Here is a 26,836-nt window from a genome sequence, read left to right on the forward strand (position 1 = left end):
ACTTATTTATGTTTACATGGAATGATTATATGAAAATGAAACAAAATCGAGAAAAAAATTTTTGTACAGAGGAAGAAAAAGCAATCATTCACAATATTAAAAAGAAAACAGAAATAGCTAATGTGGACAATATTTCTCGGACACAATCTTATCAAGAATATTATTTAAGAAATAGTGAAATCAGGTGGGCCTTTTTAGCGAGTATGGTTTCGAGAAATGCGGGCTGGAATATGACTGATTTAGAAGGGAGATATTATGCTACTGTTTTACCTAGAACGGTAAAAAAACATTTATTTATTCTGTACGAACAGGCTAATTGGATTATTTTTTTAGATGCATTTCCTCAGCTATTATTGTATGAGGAAAGTAAGAAGAGACGTGCACCTCTCTTTCATTTGTTGCAATATTTCAACGTATCAATTTTTATGGAAAAAGAATGGTTACTTTTCTGGGAAAGAAGAGATATGAATAGGCTTATGACAGCGCTTATTATAAATGAACAAAATAAAATTCAAAAACCAGTCATTGAGAACACATATTTTAAAAAACATGTATTCCATACTGCACTTTTTAAAGTACAAGAAAGACTTCATATTAGTGCAGTTATCTTCCCAACAATTGAAGGGAGAATGTATGGATTTTCGGTTTATCAATTTGAAACGTTACAACAGCGTATAGAACTAGGAAAAAAATTAGCATGGTTATTGTTTCATCCAATTTATAATGGTTCGTTTTATAAGTTTGCATTGCAAACTACACATACTGGGTCTAGAGAAGATTATGAAGTTTACGCAAAGGAAACTCGAAAGTCTTATACGCCAACACTTAGAGATATTTATCCTGTTATTTTACATGAAGAAATAAAAATGAGAGATTGGTTTTGTGCAAATATGAAAATGAATGTGCTATTTGTACCTGAAGAACCTAAAGGGGAAGTTAATATAACAGAATGGTATAGAAGAAAGAGAGAACAAATCTATAGGCTATCTATGGCAAATCGTTTTGCTAAAAGGATGGATGAGTTCATGATATAATAAAAAAGAAGTCCCGTCTTCCATTTTGAAGACGGGACTTCTTAATTTGAAACAATCCTGCTATGTGTGCTACAACTTTAATCTCAAAACGTAATGCTAGTAGGAGATTAAGGGTGACTTGAAATTTAACTGTTCGTAATAAAGTCTCGCTTTATGTAGCAGGGAAGTTTGGACCATCTAGCTTTGGATTGCCAGTCTCGGGTTTATTTTGTTGTTTGTTTTGGTTTTTCTTTTTTTTATTTTTGTTCTTTGCCATTGTAATACACCTCCTTTTTGTATTGTTACCATTTCTATAAATGACATACGAAATGATTTCTTTGACGAATAACAACTAGTTTTGTCATGTGGGCAGGAGTGGTGAATCATTCGGCGAAATTACATGACAAAGGAAAAGCAAAGAAGGAGGCGTTTTGTATATGGCGATGGTTCAGAAGGAAGATGTAATGAAAAAAATGGATCAAATGTTAAGTTCTCTCGATTTGCTGGAAATGAATATAGGGATTAGAATGAATCATGCATTAAAGGATGCGAGTGAAAAAATATGCAATAAGATAGAAATAACAGAAATGCATATTGAACATATGGAAAATAAATTAGTGCATCACGAAGAGAAAGGGAATTGGGTAAAGACATTTCAAAACGTCGTAGTGAGTGCATAATAAGGTGGGAAAGAAATGAAGAATGAAGCATTAATACAGTCTTCAGAAAAACTCATGCAGTATAATAATGAAGCGAATGTAAAAAAGAGAGAACTAACCGAATACGACTTTTATAAGGATATGAAACCGTTTGTAGATATGGTAGATGAGGAATTAAAGAAGTGGAAAGAATTAGCTTATAAGTGGATTAAAGAAGAAAAGCCAAAATATATACATGTACAGCAAATTGATCAAGTATATGATAATTTACAAACGAATGTGTTGCAATGCTTTGTAAATAAAGGTAAAGGTAAACGATTCTTTGAAACACACCAAGCCATTTCGTATACTTTGCAAAATATAGTTGAGCAATGTAAATAACAAGAGGGAGAGCCCTCTTGTTATTTTTATGCTTCTGTCATTGTTGTAGGTTTTGTTGCGCCGTTTATTTCTAATTCTTTTATTAATGTTCGATAATCTGATATGCATATTTTTCCTTCGAGATACCAATGTCTCGCAAAGTCTAATAATTCATTTGCATTCTCTGTGCAATACCCCTTTTTTTGAGAAAACGCTTGTTTTAAATCCCCTAATACCATGTTGATTCCTCCCCCATGAGAATCTTCTTCTTCATTATCATAGCATGGAAGGGTTTTCTTTTTTAATTTTTTAAAAATTTAAACTTCCGACAAAAATAGACAGATACTCCATCACACATATTATTTTATAGGTACATATTATATATGTAGAAACTTATGTGAAGGAGGAGAGAATGCATGTTTCAACAACCTAACTTATATCAGCAAACGAATCCATATGCACAGCAAAATATGTACCAATATAATACGGATACATATTTACGGTATAATATGTATCCTTTCGAGCCTTATTATGGAAATCAAAATTATTATCAACCGTTTGAAGTGTCCTTTATGAATCAAGCTCAACAACCACAACAGCAGCAACCTTATGTGAATCAAGCTCAACAACCACAACAGCAGCAGCAACCTTATGTGAATCAAGCTCAACAATCACAAGCTCAGCAACCATACATGAATCAACCACAGCAGCAGCCTTATATGAATTCGCAATATTATATGCCACCACCATCTCCGTATGCTAATCAACAAGCGATGTTTTATCCACCAAAACAACCGTACCCGACGCAGGGTAAGCAAAAGCAACAACAGCCAAGTCAGTTTTCTAGTTTTGTTTCTCAATTTAAAACATCAGATGGTAACTATGATGTAAATAAAATGATGAATACAGCTGGACAAATGATGAATGCGATGAATCAAGTGACAGGTATTGTAAAGCAAGTTGGAGGCTTTTTTGGTAAGTGATGTTGAAGAATTGTCTATAAAAACAATGTAAATGAAATAAAGGACTAGACAAATTTCCTTGTAATAAATGGGTATATATAACAAACGGCTTTCTCTCTTTTCTCATACTGTAAAGTGTAATCAGATTTTTTTAACGAGAGAGGAGAGAAAAAACTATGCATCATTGTCATCCTTGCTTTGGAGGGCATAAGCCTACAGGACCTATTTGTACGACTGCTCCTGTCATTCATCCGACGAAACAATGCGTAACACACTCTTTTTCAACAACGGTGGTGCCACACATTTTCCCAACACATACAACACATGTACATCATCAACAAATTAAAAACCAAAACTTCTTCCCGCAAACAAATTCAAATGTAAATGTTGTGGACCCAATCGACCCAGGATTCGGTGGCGGATGTGGACCGTGTGGCCATGGTCATCATCATCATCATCACCACGGTCATCAAATATCTCCATTTGGGCCAGGACCGAATGTATCACCGTTTGGACCAGGACCAAATGTATCACCGTTTTTACCAAACAATGTATCACCAGTAGGTCCAAATATCGGACCAAACGTTGGTGGAATATTTAAAAAGTAAATGATATGTTAGAACTAGCGAAATGCTAGTTCTTTTTTTGTAATTGGAGTGTTGATATGAAAGTTATTGCAGTAACAGGATATAAGCCATTTGAACTTGGAATATTTAAAAATGATCATCCAGGAGTGGAGTGTATAAAGAAAGCATTACACCGTAAATTAATCACTTTTGTAGAAGATGGTTTAGAATGGGTTATAATAAGCGGCCAATTAGGTGTAGAATTATGGGCTGCTGAAGTTGTTTTTGAAATGCAAGTAGAATATCCTGATTTAAAATTAGCGGTATTCACTCCGTTTTTAGAACAAGAAGAAAATTGGAAAGAAGATAATCGTGAATATTACGAATTTATTCTTTCTCAAGCAGACCATGTTGATAGTATCACGAAACGGAAGTATGAAAGCCCAGAGCAATTTAAATTAAAAAATCAATTTTTTATTGAAAAAAGTGATGCGCTTTTAGCGGTATACGATGAAGAAAAACCAGGAAGTCCCAAATATATTGTAGAATCAGCAAAGAAAAAAGGAGAAATAGAAAATTATCACAGTTATTTCATTCTTTTTTCTGATTTACAAGATATAATAGAAGAGGAACAGTGGAATAATGCAGAGTAATATGTAATATAGTACTCGTATATATGATTGACAAAAAGCATTGTTTCTGAAAAAATTTAGTTAATGAAAGTTTTGGTAAAAATTTGAGGTGAAGAAAATGATTTCGGATAAAATTAAATTAACAGCGAAAGATATTTTAGAAAAAGAATTTAAAACAGGTATGAGAGGTTATCAGCAAGAAGAAGTAGACAAGTTTCTTGATATGATCATTAAAGACTATGAAGCTTTCCACAAAGAGTTTGAGCAATTAAAGCAACAAAATGCTCGTTTAAAGCGTGAATTAGAGGAACAAAAACTAGCAGTAACGCAAGTTCCACAACAACCTGTACAAACACCAGTTGCACAACCGGTTTATAACAACACGAATACGGATATTTTAAAACGCTTATCTAACTTAGAAAAAGCTGTATTTGGAAGTAAGTTATACGAATGATGTAAGGTGGGAAAAGGTTTAAGCATTTTACATAGAAAAAAACGTTGCAAAATCTTTTTGTTTCCACTATACTAATGGATGTCATAACGTTTGGGTAATCGCTGCAACGCCAACGTTGTAGAGGAAAGTCCATGCTCGCACGGCCTGAGATGGCTGTAGTGTTCGTGCCTAGCCAATTCATAAGCTAGGGTATTCTGGCTGTAAGGCTGGTTTAACGGCAGGGAAAAAACCTAAGTCCTTTCGGATATGGTTTGACTACCTTTAAAGTGCCACAGTGACGAAGTCCTTGAAGAAATGATAGGAGTGGAACGAGGTAAACCCCACGAGCGAGAAACCCAAATAATGGTAGGGGAATCTTTTCCAAGGAAATGAACGACGGGAAAGGACAGGTTTTATAACCTGTAGATAGATGATTGCCACCGGAGTACGAGGCGTGGGCCGTTTGTAGTACAAAGGAACAGAACATGGCTTACAGAACGTTATGAACCAACTATGAAATAACTCAGCTCTCCTTTGTTAGAGGAGGGCTTTTTATTTGTATGAAGTTATAAAGTATGAGTTAAAATGGTTAATGAGAAAATTTTTCGTAAAATGTAATAATTAATAGGACCAATTGCTATTAATTATTGTTTGAATATACATAAGAGGTGAATGCAAATGGGAAAAGTTACTTTAATTGCAACAGCGGCAATGGGTATTGAAGCGTTAGTTGCCCGAGAAGTTCGCGATCTTGGTTATGAATGTCAAGTAGAAAACAGCAAAGTAACATTTGAAGCAGATGAAAAGGCGATTTGTCGTACGAACTTATGGTTACGTACTGCGGACCGTGTAAAAATTAAAGTTGGCGAATTTAAAGCAACGACATTTGATGAGCTATTTGAAAAAACAAAAGCATTAAACTGGGGAGATTATATTCCAGAGAATGGTGAATTCCCTGTTATCGGTAAATCTTTAAAATCTGAATTATTCAGTGTTTCGGATTGCCAACGTATCGTTAAAAAAGCTGTCGTTGAAAAATTAAAAACAACATATAAACGTACAACTTGGTTTGAAGAAGATGGTCCGTTATTCCGTATCGAGATTGCAATGCTCAAGGATATTGCAACATTAACAATTGATGCGAGCGGTGTTGGGCTTCATAAACGTGGATACCGTATGGATCAAGGGGAAGCTCCGTTAAAAGAAACATTAGCTGCGTCTTTAATTAAATTAACAAACTGGAAGCCAGATCGTCCATTTGTTGATCCATTCTGTGGATCAGGTACAATTCCGATTGAAGCAGCATTAATTGGACAAAACATTGCACCAGGATTTAACCGTGGTTTCGCATCTGACGAGTGGGGCTGGGTAGGTAAACAAAACTGGCGTGAAGCTCGTCAAGAAGCTGAAGATTTAGCGAACTATGATCAACGATTACAAATCATTGGATCAGATATTGATCATCGTATGATTCGAGTTGCTCAAGATAACGCAGAAGAAGTAGGCTTAGGCGATTTAATTACATTTAAACAAATGCAAGTAAAAGATTTCACAACAAAAGAGGATTATGGCTACGTTGTAACGAATCCTCCATACGGAGAACGTTTAAGTGAAAAAGCACTCGTTGAACAACTGTATAAAGAAATGGGACAAGTATTCCGCCCATTAGATACATGGTCAGCGTATGTATTAACAAGCTACGAAGCATTTGAGAAGTGTTACGGAAAAGATGCGTCGAAGAAGCGTAAGCTGTTTAACGGATTTATCCGTACAGATTACTACCAATACTTCGGAAAACGTCCACCGCGTAATTCATAGTATAAAACTCCTCTAGCGCGCATATACTGGCTATTATGTAATGCGTAAAGGAGGAAGTCATATGGATAATTTTCAATTATCAATGATTCAAAAAGCTATTCACCGTACGTATGATGAGCTCGGAAAAGAAGTGGATAGTCAAGGTGCGATTGTAGATGAAATACAAAAAGCACAAGAAGAATATTTGTCAGCTCTTTCACATGAAACAGCGATTGATAAACGGTATTTAAAGTCATTAATATAGAAGAAAATTTTCCTTTTTCGAAAGGAAAATTTTTTTTCGTGAATTTCTATGTATTGCAACAGGGGAAAGTGGCTGCACACATATGCGTAGCAGTTGCTATTATCTTTTTATAGAAAAACTTTTTGGTTGGAGGCTAAGGATGTTTACTGAGAAGAGATTACCATTTGAAGTAGGAAAACAAGATAATTTTTATGATAAGTTGAATGAGTGGATTGGAGATGTGTTTTACGACATCCTTCCGGAAAAAGGCTTTGAAGAGCGTGATGAACAAATTTTTATGGCGTTTCAGTTAGAACGCGCTTTCCAAGAAAAGAAAGTTATGTTCGCAGAAGCTGGTGTAGGAACAGGGAAAACAATTGTATATCTTCTATATGCAATTTGTTACGCGCGTTATACTGGGAAACCAGCTATTATTGCTTGTGCAGATGAAACGTTAATTGAGCAGCTTGTGAAAGAAGAAGGGGACATCGCTAAGTTATCTGAAGCATTAGGGCTATCTGTTGATGTAAGGCTTGCAAAATCAATGGATAATTATTTATGCTTACGTAAACTTGAAGATGTTATGAGTGGACGAGCTCCAGAAGTAATTGAAGACGTATATTACGAGTTACCACAGTTTGTATTCGATCATGGTACGATGCAAAACTTTACTCACTATGGTGACAGAAAAGAATTTCCACTTTTAAATGACGAAGAATGGTCAAAAGTAAATTGGGATTACTTCCAAGATTGCTTTACTTGTGATTCTCGTCATCGTTGTGGACAAACTCTTTCTCGTGAACATTATCGTAAAGCAGCAGATTTAATTATTTGTTCTCAAGATTTCTATATGGATCATATTTGGACGTACGATGCTCGTAAGCGTGAAGGGCAAATTCCATTATTACCAGAAAGTAGCTGCGTTGTATTCGATGAAGGACATCTTGTAGAATATGCAGCTCAAAAAGCTTTAACATACCGTTTAAAGCAAACGATGATGGAGCAACTATTAACGAGATTGCTACAAAACGATATTCGTGAGGAGTTTGCACATTTAGTAGAAGAAACAATTTGGCAAACTGAACGATTCTTTGATGTGTTACAAGAGAATAAAAAGGAAATTGCCGGTTCTGATCGTCTAGAAATTACTGTGACAGAAAAAGTAACAGCTGAAGCGAAACGACTTTATGCAAAAATCGGTGAAGTTGGAGATGCATTAGTATTCGAAAGTGAAATGCATACAGTAAACACGTATGATTTAAATATTGTTGATGAGCATTTAGATGTATTAGAACATTCACTTCGTCTGTTCATGCACGAGAAAAATGTAATTACTTGGGGTGAAGAAGGTGATGGTGCCTTCACGTTAGTTATTATGCCACGTGCAGTTGAAGAAGTGTTACAAGAGAAAGTATTCTCGAAGAAAATACCGTATATTTTCTCTTCTGCGACATTATCGAACAACGATTCATTCGCTTTCACAGCTAATAGCCTAGGGGTAAAAGATTACTTGTCATTCTCAGTTGCTTCACCGTTTGATTACGAAGAGCAAATGACAGTAAACTTACTATCACATACGAAAGAAAATGAATGGGAAAGAAAGTGTCAATATACACTTGAAAATATACAAAAAACAAATGGACGTACGCTTGTATTATTCCGTACAACGCAAGAGCTTGCAGCGTTCAAAGAGTATGTAAGTAAAGAGCAAATGTCGGTTCCGTTCTTATATGAAGGAGATCAGGAAATTAGCCAGCTCGTTTCTCGTTTCCAAAATGAAGAAGAGACTGTACTTTGTGCGGTTCATTTATGGGAAGGTTTAGATATTCCTGGTTCATCATTATCGCACGTTATTATTTGGTCTTTACCATTCCCTCCAAACGATCCTGTGTTTGAAGCGAAACGTAAGCACGTAAATGATCCATTCTGGGATGTAGATGTACCATATATGATTTTACGACTTCGTCAAGGAATTGGGCGTTTAATTCGTACAAGTGAAGATAAAGGTGCTATATCAATTTTCTTATCTGATTCAGAAGATGAGAAAGTAGTTGCAGCTGTGAAAAATGTACTGCCAGTAGAAGGTAAAGAATTATAAGGAGAAAGCTTGGCGCTTGCCAAGCTTTTTTTCTATTATAAAAGGAATTTATGTTTCTGTGTCGAATTAAATTTGAGGTAGAAAAAGGAGGCTTTTATACGATGACAGTTGCTACATATGAAGTAGAAAAACAATTTTTAACATACGTGAAGAAGATACAAAATTACGGAGAAGCATTAAGTTTAATGTTTTGGGATTTAAGAACAGGTGCACCCAAAAAAGGTGTAGATCAGCGTTCAGAAGTAATTGGTATGCTTTCGTCAGAAGTGTTTGCTATGTCGACTTCAGATGAGATGGGAAACTATTTAACAGAACTTGAAGCTTTAATACGTGAAGATAAACTTTCTGAAACGACAAAGAAAATGGTTGAAGAGTGTCGGAAAGAATATGATAGAAATAAAAAAATTCCACAAGCTGAATATGAGGCTTATGTGAAATTAGAAGCGAAAGCAGAGAGTGTGTGGGAAGAAGCTCGCGAAAAATCTGATTTCGAAATGTTCCGCCCGTACTTAGAAAAAATTGTTGAATTTAAAAAGAAATTTATTACATATTGGGGTTATGAAATATATAAATATAATACATTATTAGACATGTATGAGCCAGGTATTACAGTAGAAGTTTTAGATCACGTATTTGGTCAACTTCGTGAGCGCATCGTGCCGCTTGTAAAAGAAATCTCTGAGTCTAAAAAAGGATTAAAAACAAGTGCTTTATCGGAACAGTTTTCAAAAGAAAAACAAAAGAACTTTACATTAGAACTATTAAAGCAATTGAATTATGACTTTGAAGCAGGTCGTCTTGATGAAACAGTACATCCTTTCGAAATTACATTAAATAGAGGGGATGTTCGTATTACGACACGCTATGATGAAAAAGATTTCCGTATGGCTGTATTTGGAACAATTCATGAATGTGGTCATGCAGTATATGAACAAAACATTGCAGAACAATTTGAAGGTACACCACTTTGCAGTGGTACATCTATGGGTATTCACGAATCACAATCATTATTCTTTGAGAACTTTATCGGCCGTAATAAATCATTCTGGAAGAAAAATTATGATTTATTAAAAGAGTATAGCGATGGTCAATTTGATGATATGTCAGTCGATGAGTTTTATGATGCAATTAACGAATCGAAGCCGTCATTCATTCGTATAGAAGCAGATGAGCTTACATACCCGCTTCATGTTATGGTGCGTTATGAATTAGAGAAAGAATTATTTGATGGTACATTACAAGTGAAGGACTTACCAGCAGCTTGGAATGATAAGATGGAAGCATATTTAGGAATTCGTCCGGAAAATGATGCACAAGGTGTATTGCAAGATGTTCACTGGGCTGGTGGCTCATTTGGATACTTCCCATCTTATGCGCTTGGTTACATGTATGCAGCGCAATTTAAGCAAAGAATGTTAAAAGACATTCCGAACTTTGATGCATTATTAGAAGAAGGAAACGTAACACCAATTCGTGAATGGTTAACAGAACATATTCACCAATACGGTAAAACGAAAAAGCCACTTGAAATTTTAGAAGATGTAACAGGTGAAGGCTTAAATGCAAACTACTTAGCCGATTATTTAGAAGCGAAATATAAAGAGATTTATGAGTTGTAAAAAAAGAGCTGCTTAATTGCAGCTCTTTTTTAAAGGGGGATGGGAGAATGGACTATACATATACAGTAATGACGCAAGAAGAAGCAGAAGAAATTGCATACAACTGGCATTATGAAGGGAAATATTCCTTTTACGATATAGAGGCAGATGAAGAAGATTTAGCTGAATTTTTACATGATGAAAGTAGAGGGGATCATACATTTTCTGTGAAGGAAAATGGCACTCTCATTGGTTATTTTACTGTTTGTAAAATAAATGACGGAACGGTTGATATTGGTCTTGGAATGAGACCTAATATGACTGGGAACGGATTTGGTTTACAGTTCTAAAACGCTATACTAGCTTTTAGTAAAGAAAAATATGGATGCAAGTATATAACACTATCAGTAGCTATATTTAATGAGAGAGCGATTAAAGTGTATAAAAGGGCAGGGTTTGAAGTAGTTGGAACGTTTATACAGAAAACAAATGGTAGTTGTTTTGAGTTTTTGAAAATGAATTATATATGTAAAAATGATTAAAAAACAGAAGAATCTCCTTCTGTTTTTTTATGCAGAAATAAATCATACTTTTTGTAATTGGAAGTTTTGAAATTTTGGAAGAGGATGTGTATGATTGAAGTTTAATAGTAAATAGCAAGTTTAGTAAGGAGAGACAGCATGAGTATAATTAAAACGAAAAATGAAATAGAGTTAATTCATAAATCTGGAAAATTACTTGCTTCATGTCATAGAGAAATTGCGAAGATGATGAAACCAGGTATTACTACAAAAGAAATTAATACGTTTGTTGAAGCATATTTAGAACAGCATGGTGCAACGTCTGAGCAGAAAGGGTACAACGGATATCCATATGCGATATGTGCATCTGTAAACGATGAAATGTGTCATGCGTTTCCGGCCGATGTTCCTTTAACTGAGGGTGATATTGTAACAATTGACACGGTAGTAAACTTAAATGGAGGTCTTTCAGATTCTGCTTGGACGTATAGAGTTGGAAAAGTTTCTGATGAAGCAGAAAAGTTGTTGTTAGTAGCTGAGAATGCTTTGTATAAAGGAATTGACCAGGCGGTAATTGGTAATCATGTAGGAGATATTGGCTATGCAATTGAAAGTTATGTAACAAATGAAGGTTTTTCTGTTGCAAGAGACTTTACGGGACATGGAATCGGTAAAGAGATTCATGAAGAACCAGCAATTTTTCATTTTGGGAAACAAGGACAAGGACCTCAGTTACAAGAAGGAATGGTAATTACAATTGAACCGATTGTAAATATAGGTATGCGATATTCTAAAGTAGATTTAAATGGGTGGACTGCACGAACGATGGACGGGAAATTATCAGCTCAATATGAGCATACAATTGCGATTACAAAAGATGGGCCAATCATTTTAACGAAGTTGTAATTGGAAATGAAAGAGTTTGCAAAACTCGAACAAAAATAGTAGTTTTTAAAAATTTGTACGTGTTTTTTCGATAAATGCTTTTCAAAGCATAAAAAGTACGTTATAATCCTTCTATAAAATAAATAGTTAGCTACACTCATATAATCGCGGGGATATGGCCTGCAAGTTTCTACCGAAGTACCGTAAATACTTTGACTATGAGTGAGGACGAATATAATTGCTTGTTTAGCATTCTTTTTTTGCGAAACTCCAAAAGCGCGTCTCTCACTTGTAACGAGTGGTGGTGGCTTTTGGAGTTTTTTTATTGCATAAGAGGGGGAACAAACATGAAAGTATTACAAGAAAAGATTTTGAACGAAGGAAAGGTTTTATCTGGTGACGTATTAAAGGTAGATGCTTTTTTAAATCATCAAATTGATCCAGTACTTATGCAAGAAATCGGAAAAGAATTTGCTAAACGTTTTAAAGAAGAGAACATTACAAAAATCGTGACGATTGAATCTTCAGGCATTGCACCAGCAGTTATGGCTGCATTAGAGCTTGGTGTAAAAGTAATTTTTGCACGAAAACGTAAATCGTTAACGTTACAAGATAATATGTACGTTGCAAACGTATATTCATTTACAAAACAAGAAACAAATGAAATTTCATTATCTCGAAATCATATCGATGAAAATGATCGTGTATTAATCATCGATGACTTTTTAGCAAACGGTCAGGCTGCTTTAGGTTTAATGAGTTTAGTAGAGCAAGCTGGAGCGAGTATTGCAGGGATTGGAATTGTTATTGAAAAAGCATTTCAAGATGGAGGAAAGAAGCTTCGTGAACAAGGCGTTCGTGTTGAATCACTAGCAGAAATTGCATCACTTGATAACGGCACAGTTACATTTGTACAGCAAAAAACTGCGGAGGTGAAATAAACGATGAAGCAGCATCCATTTAAAATTGCATCGCTTGGTATGCAGCATATGCTTGCAATGTATGCTGGAGCAATTATCGTTCCGCTTATTGTGGGCGGTGGACTTGGTTTAAATCAAAAAGAGTTAACATATTTAGTCTCAATTGATTTATTAATGTGCGGCGTTGCGACAATTTTACAAGCATTATCAAATCGCTTTTTCGGTATAGGACTTCCCGTTGTACTTGGTTGTACATTTACAGCCGTTGGACCGATGATTGCGATTGGAAAACAATACGGTGTGTCTTCAATTTATGGAGCAATTATTGCTGCTGGGTTATTCGTTGTTATTTTTGCGAAATTATTTGGAAAACTTGTAAAACTGTTTCCACCTGTTGTAACAGGATCTGTTGTTACTGTAATTGGAGTTACACTTGTTCCAGCAGCAATTAATGATATGGCTGGAGGAGTAGGAAGTAAGGATTTCGGTAGTCTTGAAAATTTAGCATTAGCATTTGGTGTGTTATTATTTATCATCATTATGTATCGTTTCTTTGATGGATTTATTCGTTCAATCTCTATTTTACTAGGTCTATTGTTCGGTACTATCGTTGCAGCGTTTATGGGGAAAGTAAGTTTGCAAGCGGTTGGAGAGGCGGATTGGTTCCACGGTATTCAACCATTTTACTTTGGTACACCAACATTTGAATTAACACCAATTATTACGATGATTCTCGTTGCTTGTGTAGGGATTGTAGAAGCAACGGGTGTATACTTTGCATTATCTGATATTTGCAATAAAAAAATCGGTGAAAAAGAATTAACAAAAGGCTATCGCGCAGAAGGATTAGCGATGGTGTTAGGTGGTATTTTCAACGCGTTCCCATATACAACATACTCTCAAAACGTAGGACTTGTTCAATTAACTGGAGTAAGAAATCGCGTTATTATTTATACTTGCGGTGGTATGTTAATCGCACTTGGTTTCATTCCTAAAATCGCAGCTATTACAACAATTATTCCGAAATCAGTACTGGGCGGTGCGATGTTAGCGATGTTCGGTATGGTTATGGCATATGGTATTAAAATGTTAAGTAGCGTTGACTTCGGAAGACAAGAAAACTTATTAATCGTTGCATGTTCTGTCGGAATTGGGCTTGGCGTAACAGTCGTTCCTACATTATTTTCACAACTTCCAGAAAGCATTCGTATTTTAACAGATAACGGAATTGTACTTGGAAGTGCTTCAGCAGTACTTTTAAATATCGTATTTAATATGGTGCCGCAGCGCAAAGTGAAAGTAGAAGAAGAGCCAGTATCTATGCAAAATGCAGTAAGAGAAGCGTAAAAAAGCAAGGTCTCGTTATGAGACCTTGCTTTTCTTTTTAAGTGGCATCATTTTCCCGTAAGTACCAAGACGCCAAATGTACTCAAGTGGCCCGTATTGGTAATGTGAAAGCCACCAGCGGCTAATAAAGATTTGTAACGTGTAGAAACTAATGCAGAATATTGGTCCAACCCATAATGGAGCAGGATAATAATTTTTAAGAAATAGACCAAATACAAGTAATGTAACAATTGTATGCGAGATGTAATTTGTTAATGCCATTCGTCCAACGTATTGGAATGGACGTAATAACGTTTGCCATTTTTCTTTTTGTAATAAACGCATTAGTGTGAAAATGTAGAATATGAATAACGTTTTTCCGCTAAACATTGTAAAGACCTGCATATAAATTGGTTCATAAAATGGTTTTGATAAGAAGTAACGAACCATGAAGAACCACATTGGTAATGTAAAAAGGAACATAATAATTTGCCATTTTTTAAGCTTTGGATCTAACTCTTTCGCGCGGCGGAAAATATCCTTTTTGCCGGCGTATAAACCAAGTAAAAACAGCCCAACTGTTTCTGGGAGCATAAGTAAATTTAATCCAATTCCATCAGCGTAAAATGCATGGAAACGATTTTGTATTTGTGACAGCCAGTCTTCTAATGGCATGATAGGTAAGGAAAAACCTAGCTCTTCCTTTGGTACCAATGCAACCGTAATACCAGCCATTAGCATAATGAATTGAAAAATACTCAATAAAACGATAGCCCATATTAAAATAGTACGAGGTTCTCTCTTATAAAATAAAAATAAGAAAAATCCAGCAATCGCATAAGTATGTAAAATGTCTCCGTCCCATAAAAGAACGTAATGTAAGAAACCGAATAATAATAAAATAAGTAAGCGGCGAACAAATAAAATTTTTGGATGATCTGTTTTCGCTTCAGCACGACTCATAAAAATATAAAAACCTAATCCGAATAAAAACGAAAAAATTGTATAAAATTTCGTTTGAATAAACATATCGTAAAATAGGCGAATGTAGCTGTCTATCCCTTCGTAAATTCCTGAAAGATCACGTGAGTCAACCCCGGCGATAACAGGCCAATTCACAAGAAAAATACCTAGTACAGCTATTCCTCTAATAATATCAATGGAGTGTATCCTCTCGCCTTGTGTGAGATTTTGTGTCATTTTTTTCCTCCTTGTTAAGTAATTCCCTTTTATTATACGAAATGTAAGGTGGAGGGGATAGGGGATATTTCCATTTTTTTAAACTGTTAAGTTATGTAGGATGAGATATAATAAGAGTGCACAACAAGTTTTAACCTTTTTCAAAACAGGCAGTAAAGCTCCTTCTTATAAGGAGCTTTCTTTATGAAAAGTGTTGATAATGATTCTCTTTAATGATAAACTGTATTCAAAAGTGATAATCATTATCAAAAAAAGGTTGGTGCGTAAGTATGGTATATGCATTAGTAGCAGGTACAGTCGCTGTATATGCAGTTATTGCGAAGTATGTTTTAAATGGAGTAGGAACAGCAAAATGAGTGATATGACATAAAATCCCTTTCATTTGTAAAAAGAATGAAAGGGATTTTTTATTTTTAATGAGAATATGCTGAAAATTTAGTATGATAGTAAAGTGAAACTGTAATCAATGGGTAGGTGTAACTCTCACTGGTTATGAGCTCGCAAATAGCGGGGAAAAGTATATACATCTTGGATAAAGGGGAACAAGGGGATGACAAACATAGTACAGACAAACGGTATGAAAAAACTTGTTTGTTTTTATGAAGAGTGGCAAAAACACGGCGATGCAGAGAATAGTTTAAAGTTGTTTGAGGTAATTCAAAAATATAAACAAGAACAGCTTATGATAGCGTTCTGCGGTCACTTCTCTGCAGGGAAATCAACGATGATGAATCATCTATATAAAGCGCAGTTGTTACCGACAAGTCCAATTCCGACAAGCGCTAACGTTGTCAAAATTGAAAAAGGAATGGATCGTGTTGTTGTAACGGTTAAATCTGGAGAGCAGTACGAATATGACGGTGCATATTCAGCAGAAGAATTAAAACAAATTTGTAAAGACGGCGATGAAGTAATTGGTGTTCATATTTATCGAAACGACGCGCCGATTCCTGAAGGGGTTATGTTAGTTGATACACCAGGGATTGATTCAACAGATGATGCCCATCAATTAGCGACAGAGTCGACACTTCATCTGGCAGATGTCATTTTTTATATGATGGATTATAATCACGTCCAATCGGAAGTGAATTTACAATTTGTTAAAGAATTGAAACAACGTAATAAAACGGTTTATCTCGTTGTAAATCAAATAGATAAACATAAAGAAAATGAATTATCGTTTGAGAATTATAAAGATAGTGTAAAACAATCATTCTCTAACTGGGATATTGAAGTAGATGGTGTTTATTATACGTCATTACGAATGATGAACCATCCACATAATGAAATTAGAAGCTTAGAAGCGTTAATTACTTCTATTATGAAAGAAAAAGAGCAGTATGTAAGGACTGGAATGGAGCGAGAAACAGAATATTTAATGGGAGAACATTTCTCGTTTATTGTTTCTGAAAATGAAAAAGCTCTCTTGAAATATGAGGAAGAGTTAGCATCACCACTTTCTATTTCAGAGGTAGTTGAAAAGAAGGAAGAGTTAACGGAAGCGAAAAATCGTGAGGCAAGTAAAGAATCTTATGTGAGAAATGAATTTATAAAAGGTTTACAAGCTATATTAGATAACGCATATTTAATGCCGTTTGAAATGAGAGAATTGGCAAATGCATATTTAGAAACGAAATTAACAAAATTTAAGGTCGGTTTGCTATTTGCGAAAGGAAAGACGGAGCAAGAAAAACAAAGACGTGTAGAGGCGTTTTATTCTGCCCTTCAAAAGACTGTTGAAACGCAGCTTGATTTTCATGTGAAGGAATTTATTGTAGCCTTCTTAAAAGAAGAAGGATTGTTCACGGAGGAAATTGGGAAAGACATATATGGGTTAGAAATTGCTTTCGGACCAGAAATGTTGGCTGAAGTAATTAAACAAGGCGCAGGTTTCACAGGTGATTACTTACTTCTTTATACAGCGGATGTAGCGAATGAACTGAAGAAACGTTATTTTATAAAAGCACAGCAAATTTTTGATAAAAGTGCGGTCGTTTTAAAGCAAAAGGTGAGAGAAGCAGTTGCTCGTATTGAAGAAGAGATTGAAACATATACGATGCTGCAAACGGCGAAAGAAACACAATTACAATACAGTAACAATTTGGAGGCATATGAAGACTATTTACGAAATGTTTGGCACGATCATGTTGCTACGCCTGAAGGGCTGCAAATAGATGAGATATTGCAAAGGGAAAAGCAAATTGTTAGTGAGAAATTTACACTACAAGAGCAGGAAATCGTAAGCGATAACGTAGCGGTTCATGAAGAAGAGCTGAAAGGAACGACGGCTTTAAATATTCAGCGGATATTAGAGAAAGTGAAAAAAGCTGAAACGATATTAGAGCCATTGCCAGCGCTGAAACATGTACAGCAAGAGGTAATAGAGAAAAGAAGACGTGTGGAAACAAAACAATTTACAGTAGCGTTATTCGGGGCATTTAGTGCTGGAAAATCATCATTTGCCAATGCCTTACTCGGTGAGAAAGTACTTCCTGTATCACCAAACCCGACGACGGCAACGATTAATCAAATTTTGCCGGTTACAGAGGAAAAACCACACGGAACAGTAATTGTTCAGTTTAAATCAAAGCAAGCGTTATTAGAAGATATGAAAGCTGTTTATAAGCTGTTTCATTATGAGATTGCTACGTTAGATGAAGCGTTAGCACAAATTGATAAAGTTATGAAATATCCTTCACCAACTGGGAAGCAAAAAACAACATTTAGCTTTTTACGAGCGGTACAAAAAGGATATGATGCAGTTTCTACTTATTTAGGAGAACAAGTACAAGTTACATTAGAAGAGTTCTCTGATTATGTAGCGAATGAAGAGAAATCATGCTTCGTTGAGTATATGGAACTTTATTATGATTGTGCTTTAACAAGGCAGGGAGTAGCGCTTGTAGACACACCTGGAGCGGATTCTATTAATGCTCGCCATACGGATGTTGCATTCCAGTATATTAAAAACGCAGATGCTATTTTATTTGTAACATATTATAATCATGTATTCTCTCGTGCTGACCGTGAATTTTTAATTCAGCTTGGTCGTGTAAAGGATACTTTTGCCCTTGATAAAATGTTCTTCTTAATTAATGCGGCGGATTTAGCAGAGTCTGAAGAAGAACTTGAAATGGTAAAAGGTTATATCGCAGATCAGCTGCTGCAATACGGTATTAGAAATCCGCGTTTATTTGCAATTTCAAGTTTATGTGCGCTTGAAGAGAAACAAGGAAAGAATGTTGAAAAAGAGAAGTATGGTATTTTACAAAACTCTGGGATTACGAAGTTTGAGGAATCATTTACGTCCTTTATGATGAGAGATTTAATGCTTGTTTCTGTGCATGCTCTATATGGTGCTTTGCAAGGGGCAGATCAGCTTTTAGTAAACATGATAAAGGGTGCAAAACAGGGGAATGAAGAGAAAGAGAAGCAAACGAAAAAATATGAAGCAGAGCGTGATCAACTACTTCATATCATTTCATCATATAGTGTACTTGCTGAAGAACAGGCGATGCAAAATGAAGTGAAAGAGTTGCTTTATTACGTGCAACAGCGTCTATTCCTGCGCTATAACGATGTGTTTACTGAATTTATTAATCCGGCGTCACTTCGAACGGATGGAAATGTGAAAACACAATTGCAACAGTGTGTTATGGAATTAGTAGCATTTATTCAGCATGATTTATTGCAAGAAATGCGTGCGACATCATTACGCCTTGAAAAATGGATAGACGAAGCGATGAAGCGTGCAAAGGACGAAATTGTAGTGAACTGTAAAGTAGAAAATGAATCAATTTCTATGAATGGAATAGTGGAGTATGAATATAAAGATATTACACATAAAGAACCGTTCCCTTCAGTTGAAATAAAAGATTTCAAAAAAGCACTGGCACATTTTAAAAATGAGAAAAGCTTTTTTGAAAAGAATGACAAAGCTTTTATGCAAGAAGACGCTAAATCTGTATTAGAACCGTTCGTATCAAACTATGTAGCTGATGAAAAAGATTTATTTGTTCATCATTATAAGCAAGAGTGGGATATGAAGTGGAACTTATTCCAAAAAGTGATGCAGCAAGATGTGATGAACTATTATGAAAGTATATTGTTTGCATTGGCTGAAACGATCGATGTATCTCTATATGAACAAAGTAAAGAACAATTGCAAAAGCAGTTAGTAGAGATTGAAAAAGAAATTTATGTTATATAGTCGTTATGAGAAAAAGATTCGTTCAATTTTCTTTTGCAGTACAGTATCTAAAGATTTTACAAATCCAGCAAATTCATCGGTAGAAATCATATGAGTAAGAACGAGTCGTCTGCCATCTGGTGTTTCACCGCATAAGACGAATGAAGAAAATTCATATGTTTTGTTTTCAACTACTAATTTTGGATAGGAATACGTGTCGCTTTTCTTCTTCTTTCCATCAATAGAGATGACGTTGCATTTTTTCTCATTGTTGTCCATGGTGAATCCCTCCTTTCTATTACTTATGGTAGACAAGGAGGGTTTAGAACAATAGAGAAGGGGGAATTTTTTATGTCTGTTGTAATAGAACGTATTCCAAAAGAGGCTATACCGAAGTCTTTATTGCTACTTGCTGATCCAAGTGAACGGCAAATAGCTACATATGTACAAAGAGGATTAACATACGTAGCTAAGCAGGGGGGGAGCGTTATCGGTGTATATGTTCTTTTGGAAACAAGGCCAAAGACGATGGAAATCATGAATATTGCGGTTGCAGAGCATTTACAAGGAAAAGGGATTGGGAAGAAGCTATTAAGGCATGCTGTAGAAACTGCTAAAGGATATGGTATGTCAAAACTTGAAGTTGGTACAGGCAATTCTAGTGTTTCACAACTTGCTTTATATCAAAAATGTGGATTTCGTATTTTTTCTATTGATTTTGATTACTTTTCGAAGCATTATGAAGAAGAGATTATTGAAAATGGGATTGTATGTCGTGATATGATCCGGCTTGCAATGGAATTGAATAAAAACGTATAACTATTTAGGGGGAAGAGAAGATGGAAGTACATAAAGCAATTACAGCACATTCTCGTAAACAAAATGAAAGTGTAAAAGCATGTTTACAATTAGATGCACAGCGTGAAGCAGCTATTGAAGCTGCCGTATCTCTTGCGTCAAATGGGAAAGAATTTTCGGTTGATGTCATTAATGTTGTAACGAAGCAAATTAATGATCTTGCAAAAAATGGTGTTACCTTGCAGCGTAAATATGTTACAGAAGAAATGGTTATGGAGTATGTAAGTCGTTTGAAAGAGAAAGAAGGTCGTTAAAGATGATAGTTACAGTCGAATGGTTACGTGAGCATATAGAAGATGAGAATGTCCGTATAATCGATTGTCGTTTTGATTTAGCGAATCCTAATTGGGGTAGAGAAAAGTATGAAGAAGGACATATTCCTCATGCGTTATATTTTGATTTGAATTTAGATTTATCAAGTCCTATAGCAGAACATGGTGGCCGCCATCCTTTACCAAATATTGAGGAGTTTGCAGACAAGCTTTCGGAGGCTGGTATTGATGAGCATACGACAGTAATTGCGTATGACAGTCAAGCCGGTGCAAATGCTGCTCGTTTATGGTGGTTATGTAACTATGTAGGACATGAGAAAGTATATATATTAGATGGTGGTTTCCCGGCTTGGAAAGAGAATGGACTACCGACAACAACGGAAATTCCTGTTGTTATACGAAAAACATTCAAAACAAACATACAAGATCATATGCTTGTAACGATGGAAACGGTCAGAGAGAATATCCGTGCAGGTGCGGATGTTACATTAATTGATTCTAGAGAGCCAAAGCGTTATGCTGGTGTCGAGGAACTTGTCGATCATAAAGCAGGTCATATTCCGACAGCGGTAAACCATTTTTGGAAGGATGGAATGTTGCAATCAGGACAATTTAAGAATGGAGCTGGGCAACAAGAACGCTTCCAAAATCTTTCGAAAGATAAGGAAACCATTGTATATTGTGGTTCTGGTGTTACAGCGTGCCCAAATATCGTTGCATTAAAATTAGCTGGATTCCAAAATGTTAAATTGTATGCAGGTAGCTGGAGTGATTGGATTTCTTATCCAGAAAATCAAATTGCAAAAGAAGAAGATTAATCACTTGCATGCAAAAATAATTTGTATTAAAATAAGGTCACAAGCAAGAGATTGCTCGAAAAACTTTGTATTTTACACATTGGAAACAATGTGATAATATAACGACAAGTAAATAATACATCCTGCGGTGTACGTAACTTATTTATGTCTAAAACCGATGTTAGTTATACGGAAGCTCAATATTTAGCGACCATCATCAAGCCTTCCTTGTGGAGGAAGATGTACGGTAACTGTGAGGGCATCCACCTGCGAGTAGCGGGTTTTTGGACATTTACGAGGAACGGCACGTGCGGGGGTCTTATTTCAACTAACCTTATATAAAATTCCTACGGTGTACGTAGCTTATGCATGTCTTAAACCAATAAGTTTAATATGGAAGTTCAATATTTAAATGTAGCTAACATGCCATCTTTTTAAGAAGGAAGTTACAAACATTTGTGAGAGCATCCACCTGTGAGAGCAGGTTTATGGACATCTAGAGAGAACGGCATATGTGGGGCTATATAAAAACCTTACGTTTTATACGTAAGGTTTTTTGTTGCATAGATATATCAATATTATCTTGATTCACCTGTGAAGTTTCCGTAATAAATGTAGCACTTTCTGTCTTCATCAATCTCTCTTGAATCTAAGGAGAACTCCATAGACATGCCGTCTCGCTGAATATATATAATATCTGAATGAAGAGATGGTAAAATTTCTTCATAGTTCCATACATCTTGACTATCTACTATGTTTGAACTCGTTTCACTTAGTTCTCTAATTTCAAAACCGATGTAGGAGTATGTAGGGTCTGAAGGGTCATTTGCGAAAACTTCTTTTTGAATATAAATAACTGCTGTTCCGTCTGGATCAACCGAAGTTGCAGTAACAACATAAGTATTTTTCTCTTTAATAAAATATTCACAAGTCATGCGTGCGATAATTTCAGAATTAGAAATATTGGCGTAGTTCCATAAAGCAGGATACCCTTTCGTTTCATCATTAAGTCGATATTCTAAGCGCATTTAATCCCTCTTCTTCCTTTTTCTTCTACTTTATCATGCCATCCTATATAATAGGAATAGAATTTAAAAAGGGGAGTGCGAAGGTGACAAAAACGAAATGGCTAGTAGGTGGTGTCGTAACGTCTTTAATGACTGGCACTTTATTTGGTTGCGCACAAGATCTTCCCCCAAAACCAAATGATAATAGTTGTTCTGATTGGGATTGGGATGATGAACTTGGGGTATGGCAGTGTGATGATAGTAGTTCAGGTTATCGTGGGCATTATTTCTATGGTGGGCGATACTATCAAAATAAATCCACTTTTAAAAATTCATCGGCGTTTAAATCGTATCAATCGTCTGCTGAATTTAAAGGTGGAATTGGAAGCGGTTCAAAGGGAGGATTTGGGGGCTAAAATATGTCGCAATACATAAGGGATCGAAAAGAATTTTATTTAAAATATCCGGATTTTTGGTCGGATTTATATGAATGTGAGTATAGTTTGTTTCATGTTTTTTCTATAACAAATCAGACTTTGGACCAATTACACTTAGCGACTGAACGAATGGGGAAAATATTTTTTAAGACTGCTAGACTGCTGCGTAATTTAAGTGACGAACAGCTTCTAGATCTTGGCTTTCCATCCGCGAGTTTATCTTTCATTAGAATGAAAGGGCTCTATCCTGAATCTGTAATTTCGCGATTTGATTTTGCTGTAACAGAGGATAACAAAATCAAAATGCTTGAGTTTAATAGTGATACACCAACTTTTATTGTGGAATGTTTTCAAATGAATGGGAAAGTATGTGGAAATCTAGGCTATGATGATCCAAACTCGGATCAAGAACGATTGCTATCTTCTGGTGTAACGAAAGCAGTAATGGAAGCGACAAAGGGATTAGATAATCCAAATGTTGTTTTTACAGCACATCATGAACATATCGAGGATTGGAATACCACTATGTATTTAAGTCAGCTATGCCATGTTGAAAATAAAGTAGTGCCAATGTCAGAACTTAGAATTACAAAGGATGCTCTAGTCGATAAAGATGGGGCGAAGATTGACGTTTTATATCGCCAAACATATCCGATAGAAGATTTAATTGAGGATCAAGATCCTGAAACAGGAGATTTGGTAGGTGTGGAATTGTTACAACTTGTAAAAGCCGGAAAGCTTTTTATAATAAATCCTTTGTCAGCATTTTTACTTCAGCCAAAATCAATTCAGTGTCTTATTTGGGGGTTAGCAGAAGAAGAGGCCTTTTATACAAATGAGGAACAACAGTGGATTAAAGAATATATGTTACCTACATATTTAGAACCAGATTTATTTTTAGGAAAAGGTTCTTTCGTTCAAAAACCTTCATTTGGGAGAGAAGGAGATACAATTACGATTCGCGATAAAGACGAAAATATTATGCTTCAAAATGCACACCAAACATATAAAGCGTCACTGCCGATATTTCAAAAGTATATCGAACTGCCAGTCGTATCCTTGGAAACAGAAAAAGGGATCGAGAAACTGTCATATGTGTTTGGTTCGTTTTTAATTGCTGGAAAAGCGAGTAGTATCGGTATTCGCGCGGGAGAAAAGATTACAGGAAATGAATCGTACTATTTACCGGTAGGTATAAAAAGGAGGGGGAAAAATGATTAATTTTTTATTATATTTAGCAGTAACACTTGGACTTTTATGTATTGGTCTGTTCTTGATGGAAGTGACAACGAAAGTTAAGGAATTTAAGTTAATGGCTCAAGGTAATAAGGCGGTAAGCTATGTGCTTGGAGGGCGATTACTTGGGTTAGCTATCGTTTTATATTCGACAGCAGCTAATTCAATTTCACTTCTTGATATGATTTCGTGGGGAGCAGTTGGGATTTTGGCTCAAATTATCGTCTTTTATTTAGCTGAGTGGCTTACACCACGCTTTAATATAAACAAAAGTCTCGAAGAAGATAATCAAGCAGTCGGTCTTTTTCTTATGTTTTTATCGCTTTCAATTGGGATTGTAATTGCTGGTTGTATAACTTATTAAAAACTTTACGTTTAAACGTAAAGTTTTTTATTTTATTCCGTAAAAGCCCGATTGGTGAGGGCTAATAATCAGTGGGGGATGAACAAAACCCCCACTGATTAAAGTTTCACTTTATATACGTTAGTTTGCCATACCATTTGAAAAAATTGTAGGCTACGGTTGACATCTATTTTAAATAAGAGTAACATTTTCAATGTAATGAAAATAAGTCTCTGTTAGGTGAGGCTCCTGTATAGAGAAATGCTACTGCCCAAAAATGTCGAGAGACGCCAATGGGTCAACAGGAATGATCGAATTAAGGTTTTTCTTAACGTAGCTGGTAATGTACCTATGCTATACAGTGCTAAAACTCGGTGAGGGAGAGGTCCGTAGATTTCTAATTATATTAGAAATCGTTTATTTGTGTATGTAATGGCCGCTACTCTCTTAAGGGTAGGGGTCTTTTTTGTTACCAAGCTATGAGTAATTTCATATTATAAACTATAAAATTAAACGAGGAGGTGAGGAGCATGTCAAATTCTGACTCGGTTCCGTTACCCATATACTTCAAATCAAAAATATATGATGTAGGCAGGAAACGATTTGTTCCTCCCTCTATATTTATCACAATATAGCGTTTATAAAGCGCGAGACACTTTCACAGTAAAGTGGATAAATTGAGAAACAAAGCGTTTCTTCCTATGTTGTAAAGGAGGAGACGATAATATGTTATATGCAAACAAAACTGTGGGTAACACGTCATATAAACTAAGTAAAAAATCAATAAAAGAACAAACAATGCTCCAAAAAAATAAAGATTTATTAATTGAAATTGCAACAAGAGATGTAAAATCTGTATTTGCATATTTTAAAACAACAAGAGACGGACTATCAATGAAAGAGGCACAAAAACGTATTCAAGTATATGGCCGAAATGAACTAACTTCAAAAAGAGCACTTCTTGCAGAAGTAATGATGAAGCTAGGTGGCATGATTCCAGGTTTTTCAAAACAACGTGTGTGTGATGAATTACAACGTGAAACGATTACTGTATCTAGAGTAGAATGTTCTAGTAGTACAGGGCTAAATAGTGAACTGAAAATGATGGAGATACCTGTGCAAGAACTTGTACCTGGAGATATGATTTTTCTTTCGGCTGGAGATGCTGTGCCAGCTGATGTACGTATTATTTATGCAGATGATTTATTAGTGAATGAGTCTGTGTTAACGGGAAACGAAGCGAATATAGAGAAGTTTGAGAGCTGCTATCACCTTGAACGTAAACGGTTTATTCCATTAAAACGGATGAAAGATTATAATCCACTTGAGCTTGAAAATGTATGTTTTAAAGGTTCGCATATTGTTAGTGGAAATGCAAAAGCTATCGTTGTTTCTACTGGAAAAAATACGTATTCAGGCATCTTGCATACTTGTTGTAGTAGAACGTCTTAATGTGTTAATGATGCTAAATATACAAAAACAATGTATAATAGACAAAGTTGAGCAAAAACGTAGAATGGTAATCTATTTATATAACCTTACGTGATAACGTAAGGTTATTATTTTTTTAATAGGAGAGGAATTATGAAAAAAGTATTATTAGTTGATGGTATGGCACTATTATTTCGTGCTTTTTACGCAACAAGTGTCTACGGACAATTTATGAAACGACAAGATGGAACCCCTACGAACGGGATTCATGGTTATATGAAACACTTATTAACAGCTACGCAAGCGATCGAACCAACACATATCGTTACATGCTGGGATATGGGAAGTACGACATTTAGAACAGAATCGTTCTCGAATTATAAAGCAAATCGTGCAGCGCCACCAGAAGAATTAATTCCTCAATTTGATTTAGTGCAAGAAATGACTGCAAAATTATCCATTCCAGTTATCGGTATGAAAGGCTACGAAGCCGATGATTGTATCGGTACGCTTGCAAAACAATATTGCAATGAAGCTGAAGTTTATATTTTAACAGGTGATACGGATTTACTTCAACTTGTTGATAAGAGCGTTACAGTCATGCTTCTGCGTAAAGGAATTGGAAATTACGAATATTACACACCGGAGAAAATCATGGAAGAAAAAGGTGTAGAGCCGTGGCAAATCGTCCATGCAAAAGCTTTCATGGGAGATACAAGTGATAATTATCCAGGGGTAAAAGGTATCGGTGAAAAAACAGCGTATAAGCTTATTCAAGAGCACGGAACAGTATCCGCTGTACTAGAAAATGTAGAATCATTAACAAAAGCGCAGCGTACGAAGATTGAAAGTGATTTAGAGAACTTAAATATTTCGTTACAATTAGCCCAAATTCACTGTGAAGTTCCAATTTCATGTTCACTAGAAGAAGGATTACACACAATGGATGAAGAAAAACTTAGATTTGTTTGTGAAGAAATGAATTGGGGAAGACCTGAAATATTAATAAATATGCTATAAATAGTTTGGGAAGAGGGATGTTGCATAAGTCG

Annotated in this window: 28 protein-coding genes, 3 other RNA genes, 1 pseudogene and 2 riboswitches; of the genes and pseudogenes, 27 read left to right on the forward strand and 5 right to left on the reverse strand. The window is 35.5% G+C overall.

Annotated features, from left to right (window positions below; translation table 11 throughout):
* Positions 1-8: 8 nt before the first annotated feature.
* Positions 9-1,034, forward strand: coding sequence for a DUF2515 domain-containing protein (locus tag ACTFRM_RS04165; protein WP_000495659.1), 1,026 nt, complete (start codon positions 9-11; stop codon positions 1,032-1,034).
* A 151-nt stretch (positions 1,035-1,185) separates the two neighbouring features.
* Here ACTFRM_RS04165 and ACTFRM_RS04170 read toward each other — a convergent pair whose 3' ends face one another.
* Complete coding sequence (locus ACTFRM_RS04170; protein WP_078385333.1) at positions 1,186-1,365, reverse strand: phage portal protein; 180 nt, start codon at positions 1,363-1,365, stop codon at positions 1,186-1,188.
* A gap of 85 nt (positions 1,366-1,450) precedes the next feature.
* On the opposite strand from ACTFRM_RS04170, the gene ACTFRM_RS04175 reads away from it, so the two are divergent.
* On the forward strand, positions 1,451-1,693 hold the full coding sequence (locus ACTFRM_RS04175) for a hypothetical protein (protein ID WP_001252036.1): 243 nt from the start codon (positions 1,451-1,453) through the stop codon (positions 1,691-1,693).
* 15 nt (positions 1,694-1,708) lie between these two features.
* Positions 1,709-2,053 carry a YppE family protein gene (locus tag ACTFRM_RS04180; protein ID WP_000786939.1) on the forward strand — a complete coding sequence of 115 codons (345 nt, stop codon included), beginning with the start codon at positions 1,709-1,711 and terminating at the stop codon, positions 2,051-2,053.
* Positions 2,054-2,079: 26 nt separating this feature from the next.
* Here ACTFRM_RS04180 and ACTFRM_RS04185 read toward each other — a convergent pair whose 3' ends face one another.
* Entirely contained in the window at positions 2,080-2,271 is a 192-nt protein-coding gene (locus ACTFRM_RS04185; protein WP_000242652.1) for a YppF family protein, read from the reverse strand.
* A gap of 177 nt (positions 2,272-2,448) precedes the next feature.
* Between ACTFRM_RS04185 and ACTFRM_RS04190 the strand changes: the two genes are divergently transcribed.
* The 13 genes and pseudogenes from ACTFRM_RS04190 to pbuX all read left to right on the forward strand — a co-directional run bounded on the left by ACTFRM_RS04190 (position 2,449) and on the right by pbuX (position 14,035).
* The gene (locus ACTFRM_RS04190; RefSeq protein WP_000487608.1) at positions 2,449-3,015 is read left to right on the forward strand and encodes a YppG family protein; all 567 of its coding nucleotides are present in this window, start codon (positions 2,449-2,451) and stop codon (positions 3,013-3,015) included.
* A 155-nt stretch (positions 3,016-3,170) separates the two neighbouring features.
* Entirely contained in the window at positions 3,171-3,602 is a 432-nt protein-coding gene (locus ACTFRM_RS04195; RefSeq protein WP_000546272.1) for a CotD family spore coat protein, read from the forward strand.
* Positions 3,603-3,658: 56 nt separating this feature from the next.
* The gene (locus tag ACTFRM_RS04200) at positions 3,659-4,213 is read left to right on the forward strand and encodes a DUF1273 domain-containing protein (protein ID WP_000862908.1); all 555 of its coding nucleotides are present in this window, start codon (positions 3,659-3,661) and stop codon (positions 4,211-4,213) included.
* 97 nt (positions 4,214-4,310) lie between these two features.
* Positions 4,311-4,646, forward strand: a complete 336-nt coding sequence (gene gpsB / locus ACTFRM_RS04205; RefSeq protein WP_000622431.1) for a cell division regulator GpsB — start codon at positions 4,311-4,313, stop codon at positions 4,644-4,646.
* Positions 4,647-4,732: 86 nt separating this feature from the next.
* An RNA gene (rnpB, locus tag ACTFRM_RS04210) (RNase P RNA component class B) lies at positions 4,733-5,123 on the forward strand.
* A gap of 180 nt (positions 5,124-5,303) precedes the next feature.
* Positions 5,304-6,443: a THUMP domain-containing class I SAM-dependent RNA methyltransferase gene (locus tag ACTFRM_RS04215; protein ID WP_000521224.1), complete on the forward strand. Its 1,140-nt coding sequence runs from the start codon at positions 5,304-5,306 to the stop codon at positions 6,441-6,443.
* 61 nt (positions 6,444-6,504) lie between these two features.
* The gene (locus tag ACTFRM_RS04220) at positions 6,505-6,687 is read left to right on the forward strand and encodes a DUF3921 domain-containing protein (protein ID WP_000368570.1); all 183 of its coding nucleotides are present in this window, start codon (positions 6,505-6,507) and stop codon (positions 6,685-6,687) included.
* 139 nt (positions 6,688-6,826) lie between these two features.
* Positions 6,827-8,764 (forward strand): ATP-dependent DNA helicase, encoded by a 1,938-nt coding sequence (locus ACTFRM_RS04225; RefSeq protein WP_000493709.1) that lies wholly within the window; start codon positions 6,827-6,829, stop codon positions 8,762-8,764.
* 101 nt (positions 8,765-8,865) lie between these two features.
* Positions 8,866-10,383, forward strand: coding sequence for a carboxypeptidase (gene ypwA / locus ACTFRM_RS04230; protein ID WP_121868165.1), 1,518 nt, complete (start codon positions 8,866-8,868; stop codon positions 10,381-10,383).
* 47 nt (positions 10,384-10,430) lie between these two features.
* Positions 10,431-10,904 (forward strand): annotated as a pseudogene (locus tag ACTFRM_RS04235) (GNAT family N-acetyltransferase).
* 138 nt (positions 10,905-11,042) lie between these two features.
* Positions 11,043-11,789, forward strand: coding sequence for a type I methionyl aminopeptidase (locus ACTFRM_RS04240; RefSeq protein WP_134207741.1), 747 nt, complete (start codon positions 11,043-11,045; stop codon positions 11,787-11,789).
* A gap of 116 nt (positions 11,790-11,905) precedes the next feature.
* A riboswitch (purine riboswitch) is annotated at positions 11,906-12,007 on the forward strand.
* Between the two features lie 108 nt (positions 12,008-12,115).
* Positions 12,116-12,709 carry a xanthine phosphoribosyltransferase gene (locus ACTFRM_RS04245; RefSeq protein ID WP_017657090.1) on the forward strand — a complete coding sequence of 198 codons (594 nt, stop codon included), beginning with the start codon at positions 12,116-12,118 and terminating at the stop codon, positions 12,707-12,709.
* A 3-nt stretch (positions 12,710-12,712) separates the two neighbouring features.
* Entirely contained in the window at positions 12,713-14,035 is a 1,323-nt protein-coding gene (gene pbuX, locus ACTFRM_RS04250) for a xanthine permease PbuX (protein WP_048538184.1), read from the forward strand.
* Between the two features lie 15 nt (positions 14,036-14,050).
* Here the strand turns inward: pbuX and ACTFRM_RS04255 are convergent, their stop codons facing one another.
* Positions 14,051-15,214, reverse strand: a complete 1,164-nt coding sequence (locus ACTFRM_RS04255) for a DUF418 domain-containing protein (RefSeq protein ID WP_000193190.1) — start codon at positions 15,212-15,214, stop codon at positions 14,051-14,053.
* A gap of 550 nt (positions 15,215-15,764) precedes the next feature.
* On the opposite strand from ACTFRM_RS04255, the gene ACTFRM_RS04260 reads away from it, so the two are divergent.
* Positions 15,765-19,424, forward strand: a complete 3,660-nt coding sequence (locus ACTFRM_RS04260; RefSeq protein ID WP_149287910.1) for a dynamin family protein — start codon at positions 15,765-15,767, stop codon at positions 19,422-19,424.
* Between the two features lie 3 nt (positions 19,425-19,427).
* Here the strand turns inward: ACTFRM_RS04260 and ACTFRM_RS04265 are convergent, their stop codons facing one another.
* Complete coding sequence (locus ACTFRM_RS04265) at positions 19,428-19,682, reverse strand: DUF3931 domain-containing protein (protein ID WP_000369740.1); 255 nt, start codon at positions 19,680-19,682, stop codon at positions 19,428-19,430.
* A gap of 72 nt (positions 19,683-19,754) precedes the next feature.
* On the opposite strand from ACTFRM_RS04265, the gene ACTFRM_RS04270 reads away from it, so the two are divergent.
* The 5 genes from ACTFRM_RS04270 to ssrS (ACTFRM_RS04290) all read left to right on the forward strand — a co-directional run bounded on the left by ACTFRM_RS04270 (position 19,755) and on the right by ssrS (ACTFRM_RS04290) (position 21,855).
* Positions 19,755-20,222 (forward strand): GNAT family N-acetyltransferase, encoded by a 468-nt coding sequence (locus ACTFRM_RS04270; RefSeq protein ID WP_000117689.1) that lies wholly within the window; start codon positions 19,755-19,757, stop codon positions 20,220-20,222.
* Positions 20,223-20,242: 20 nt separating this feature from the next.
* Positions 20,243-20,515, forward strand: a complete 273-nt coding sequence (locus tag ACTFRM_RS04275) for a YpbS family protein (RefSeq protein ID WP_000451818.1) — start codon at positions 20,243-20,245, stop codon at positions 20,513-20,515.
* Positions 20,516-20,517: 2 nt separating this feature from the next.
* Entirely contained in the window at positions 20,518-21,351 is an 834-nt protein-coding gene (locus ACTFRM_RS04280) for a sulfurtransferase (RefSeq protein WP_000637560.1), read from the forward strand.
* A 116-nt stretch (positions 21,352-21,467) separates the two neighbouring features.
* Positions 21,468-21,650, forward strand: a non-coding RNA gene (gene ssrS, locus ACTFRM_RS04285) — 6S RNA.
* A gap of 21 nt (positions 21,651-21,671) precedes the next feature.
* A non-coding RNA gene (gene ssrS, locus ACTFRM_RS04290) (6S RNA) lies at positions 21,672-21,855 on the forward strand.
* Between the two features lie 53 nt (positions 21,856-21,908).
* Here the strand turns inward: ssrS (ACTFRM_RS04290) and ACTFRM_RS04295 are convergent.
* Positions 21,909-22,358, reverse strand: a complete 450-nt coding sequence (locus ACTFRM_RS04295; RefSeq protein ID WP_001235523.1) for a hypothetical protein — start codon at positions 22,356-22,358, stop codon at positions 21,909-21,911.
* 83 nt (positions 22,359-22,441) lie between these two features.
* Between ACTFRM_RS04295 and ACTFRM_RS04300 the strand changes: the two genes are divergently transcribed.
* The 5 genes from ACTFRM_RS04300 to ACTFRM_RS04320 all read left to right on the forward strand — a co-directional run bounded on the left by ACTFRM_RS04300 (position 22,442) and on the right by ACTFRM_RS04320 (position 26,804).
* A complete protein-coding gene (locus tag ACTFRM_RS04300; protein WP_000169030.1) occupies positions 22,442-22,753 on the forward strand; it encodes a hypothetical protein in 312 nt (103 codons plus the stop codon).
* A 3-nt stretch (positions 22,754-22,756) separates the two neighbouring features.
* Positions 22,757-23,995 (forward strand): glutathionylspermidine synthase family protein, encoded by a 1,239-nt coding sequence (locus ACTFRM_RS04305; protein ID WP_000084933.1) that lies wholly within the window; start codon positions 22,757-22,759, stop codon positions 23,993-23,995.
* Entirely contained in the window at positions 23,988-24,374 is a 387-nt protein-coding gene (locus ACTFRM_RS04310; protein ID WP_000606857.1) for a DUF350 domain-containing protein, read from the forward strand. Before ACTFRM_RS04305 ends, ACTFRM_RS04310 begins: the two co-directional genes overlap by 8 nt.
* A gap of 204 nt (positions 24,375-24,578) precedes the next feature.
* Positions 24,579-24,744, forward strand: a riboswitch (M-box (ykoK) riboswitch).
* Positions 24,745-25,079: 335 nt separating this feature from the next.
* A complete protein-coding gene (locus ACTFRM_RS04315) occupies positions 25,080-25,805 on the forward strand; it encodes a P-type ATPase (protein ID WP_000964949.1) in 726 nt (241 codons plus the stop codon).
* A gap of 132 nt (positions 25,806-25,937) precedes the next feature.
* On the forward strand, positions 25,938-26,804 hold the full coding sequence (locus ACTFRM_RS04320) for a 5'-3' exonuclease (protein WP_000757075.1): 867 nt from the start codon (positions 25,938-25,940) through the stop codon (positions 26,802-26,804).
* The last annotated feature ends 32 nt before the right edge of the window (positions 26,805-26,836 follow it).

The sequence above is a fragment of the Bacillus cereus group sp. MYBK227-1 genome (assembly GCF_051916325.1).
In the GTDB taxonomy this organism is placed as follows: domain Bacteria; phylum Bacillota; class Bacilli; order Bacillales; family Bacillaceae_G; genus Bacillus_A; species Bacillus_A cereus.

Coding starts and splice junctions, on each gene's coding strand:
- ACTFRM_RS04165 (WP_000495659.1), top strand. CDS start 9: ATGTTTACATGGAATGATTATATGAAAATGAAACAAAATCGAGAAAAA.
- ACTFRM_RS04175 (WP_001252036.1), top strand. CDS start 1,451: ATGGCGATGGTTCAGAAGGAAGATGTAATGAAAAAAATGGATCAAATG.
- ACTFRM_RS04180 (WP_000786939.1), top strand. CDS start 1,709: ATGAAGAATGAAGCATTAATACAGTCTTCAGAAAAACTCATGCAGTAT.
- ACTFRM_RS04185 (WP_000242652.1), bottom strand. CDS start 2,271: ATGGTATTAGGGGATTTAAAACAAGCGTTTTCTCAAAAAAAGGGGTAT.
- ACTFRM_RS04190 (WP_000487608.1), top strand. CDS start 2,449: ATGTTTCAACAACCTAACTTATATCAGCAAACGAATCCATATGCACAG.
- ACTFRM_RS04195 (WP_000546272.1), top strand. CDS start 3,171: ATGCATCATTGTCATCCTTGCTTTGGAGGGCATAAGCCTACAGGACCT.
- ACTFRM_RS04200 (WP_000862908.1), top strand. CDS start 3,659: ATGAAAGTTATTGCAGTAACAGGATATAAGCCATTTGAACTTGGAATA.
- gpsB (WP_000622431.1), top strand. CDS start 4,311: ATGATTTCGGATAAAATTAAATTAACAGCGAAAGATATTTTAGAAAAA.
- ACTFRM_RS04215 (WP_000521224.1), top strand. CDS start 5,304: ATGGGAAAAGTTACTTTAATTGCAACAGCGGCAATGGGTATTGAAGCG.
- ACTFRM_RS04220 (WP_000368570.1), top strand. CDS start 6,505: ATGGATAATTTTCAATTATCAATGATTCAAAAAGCTATTCACCGTACG.
- ACTFRM_RS04225 (WP_000493709.1), top strand. CDS start 6,827: ATGTTTACTGAGAAGAGATTACCATTTGAAGTAGGAAAACAAGATAAT.
- ypwA (WP_121868165.1), top strand. CDS start 8,866: ATGACAGTTGCTACATATGAAGTAGAAAAACAATTTTTAACATACGTG.
- ACTFRM_RS04240 (WP_134207741.1), top strand. CDS start 11,043: ATGAGTATAATTAAAACGAAAAATGAAATAGAGTTAATTCATAAATCT.
- ACTFRM_RS04245 (WP_017657090.1), top strand. CDS start 12,116: ATGAAAGTATTACAAGAAAAGATTTTGAACGAAGGAAAGGTTTTATCT.
- pbuX (WP_048538184.1), top strand. CDS start 12,713: ATGAAGCAGCATCCATTTAAAATTGCATCGCTTGGTATGCAGCATATG.
- ACTFRM_RS04255 (WP_000193190.1), bottom strand. CDS start 15,214: ATGACACAAAATCTCACACAAGGCGAGAGGATACACTCCATTGATATT.
- ACTFRM_RS04260 (WP_149287910.1), top strand. CDS start 15,765: ATGACAAACATAGTACAGACAAACGGTATGAAAAAACTTGTTTGTTTT.
- ACTFRM_RS04265 (WP_000369740.1), bottom strand. CDS start 19,682: ATGGACAACAATGAGAAAAAATGCAACGTCATCTCTATTGATGGAAAG.
- ACTFRM_RS04270 (WP_000117689.1), top strand. CDS start 19,755: ATGTCTGTTGTAATAGAACGTATTCCAAAAGAGGCTATACCGAAGTCT.
- ACTFRM_RS04275 (WP_000451818.1), top strand. CDS start 20,243: ATGGAAGTACATAAAGCAATTACAGCACATTCTCGTAAACAAAATGAA.
- ACTFRM_RS04280 (WP_000637560.1), top strand. CDS start 20,518: ATGATAGTTACAGTCGAATGGTTACGTGAGCATATAGAAGATGAGAAT.
- ACTFRM_RS04295 (WP_001235523.1), bottom strand. CDS start 22,358: ATGCGCTTAGAATATCGACTTAATGATGAAACGAAAGGGTATCCTGCT.
- ACTFRM_RS04305 (WP_000084933.1), top strand. CDS start 22,757: ATGTCGCAATACATAAGGGATCGAAAAGAATTTTATTTAAAATATCCG.
- ACTFRM_RS04310 (WP_000606857.1), top strand. CDS start 23,988: ATGATTAATTTTTTATTATATTTAGCAGTAACACTTGGACTTTTATGT.
- ACTFRM_RS04315 (WP_000964949.1), top strand. CDS start 25,080: ATGTTATATGCAAACAAAACTGTGGGTAACACGTCATATAAACTAAGT.
- ACTFRM_RS04320 (WP_000757075.1), top strand. CDS start 25,938: ATGAAAAAAGTATTATTAGTTGATGGTATGGCACTATTATTTCGTGCT.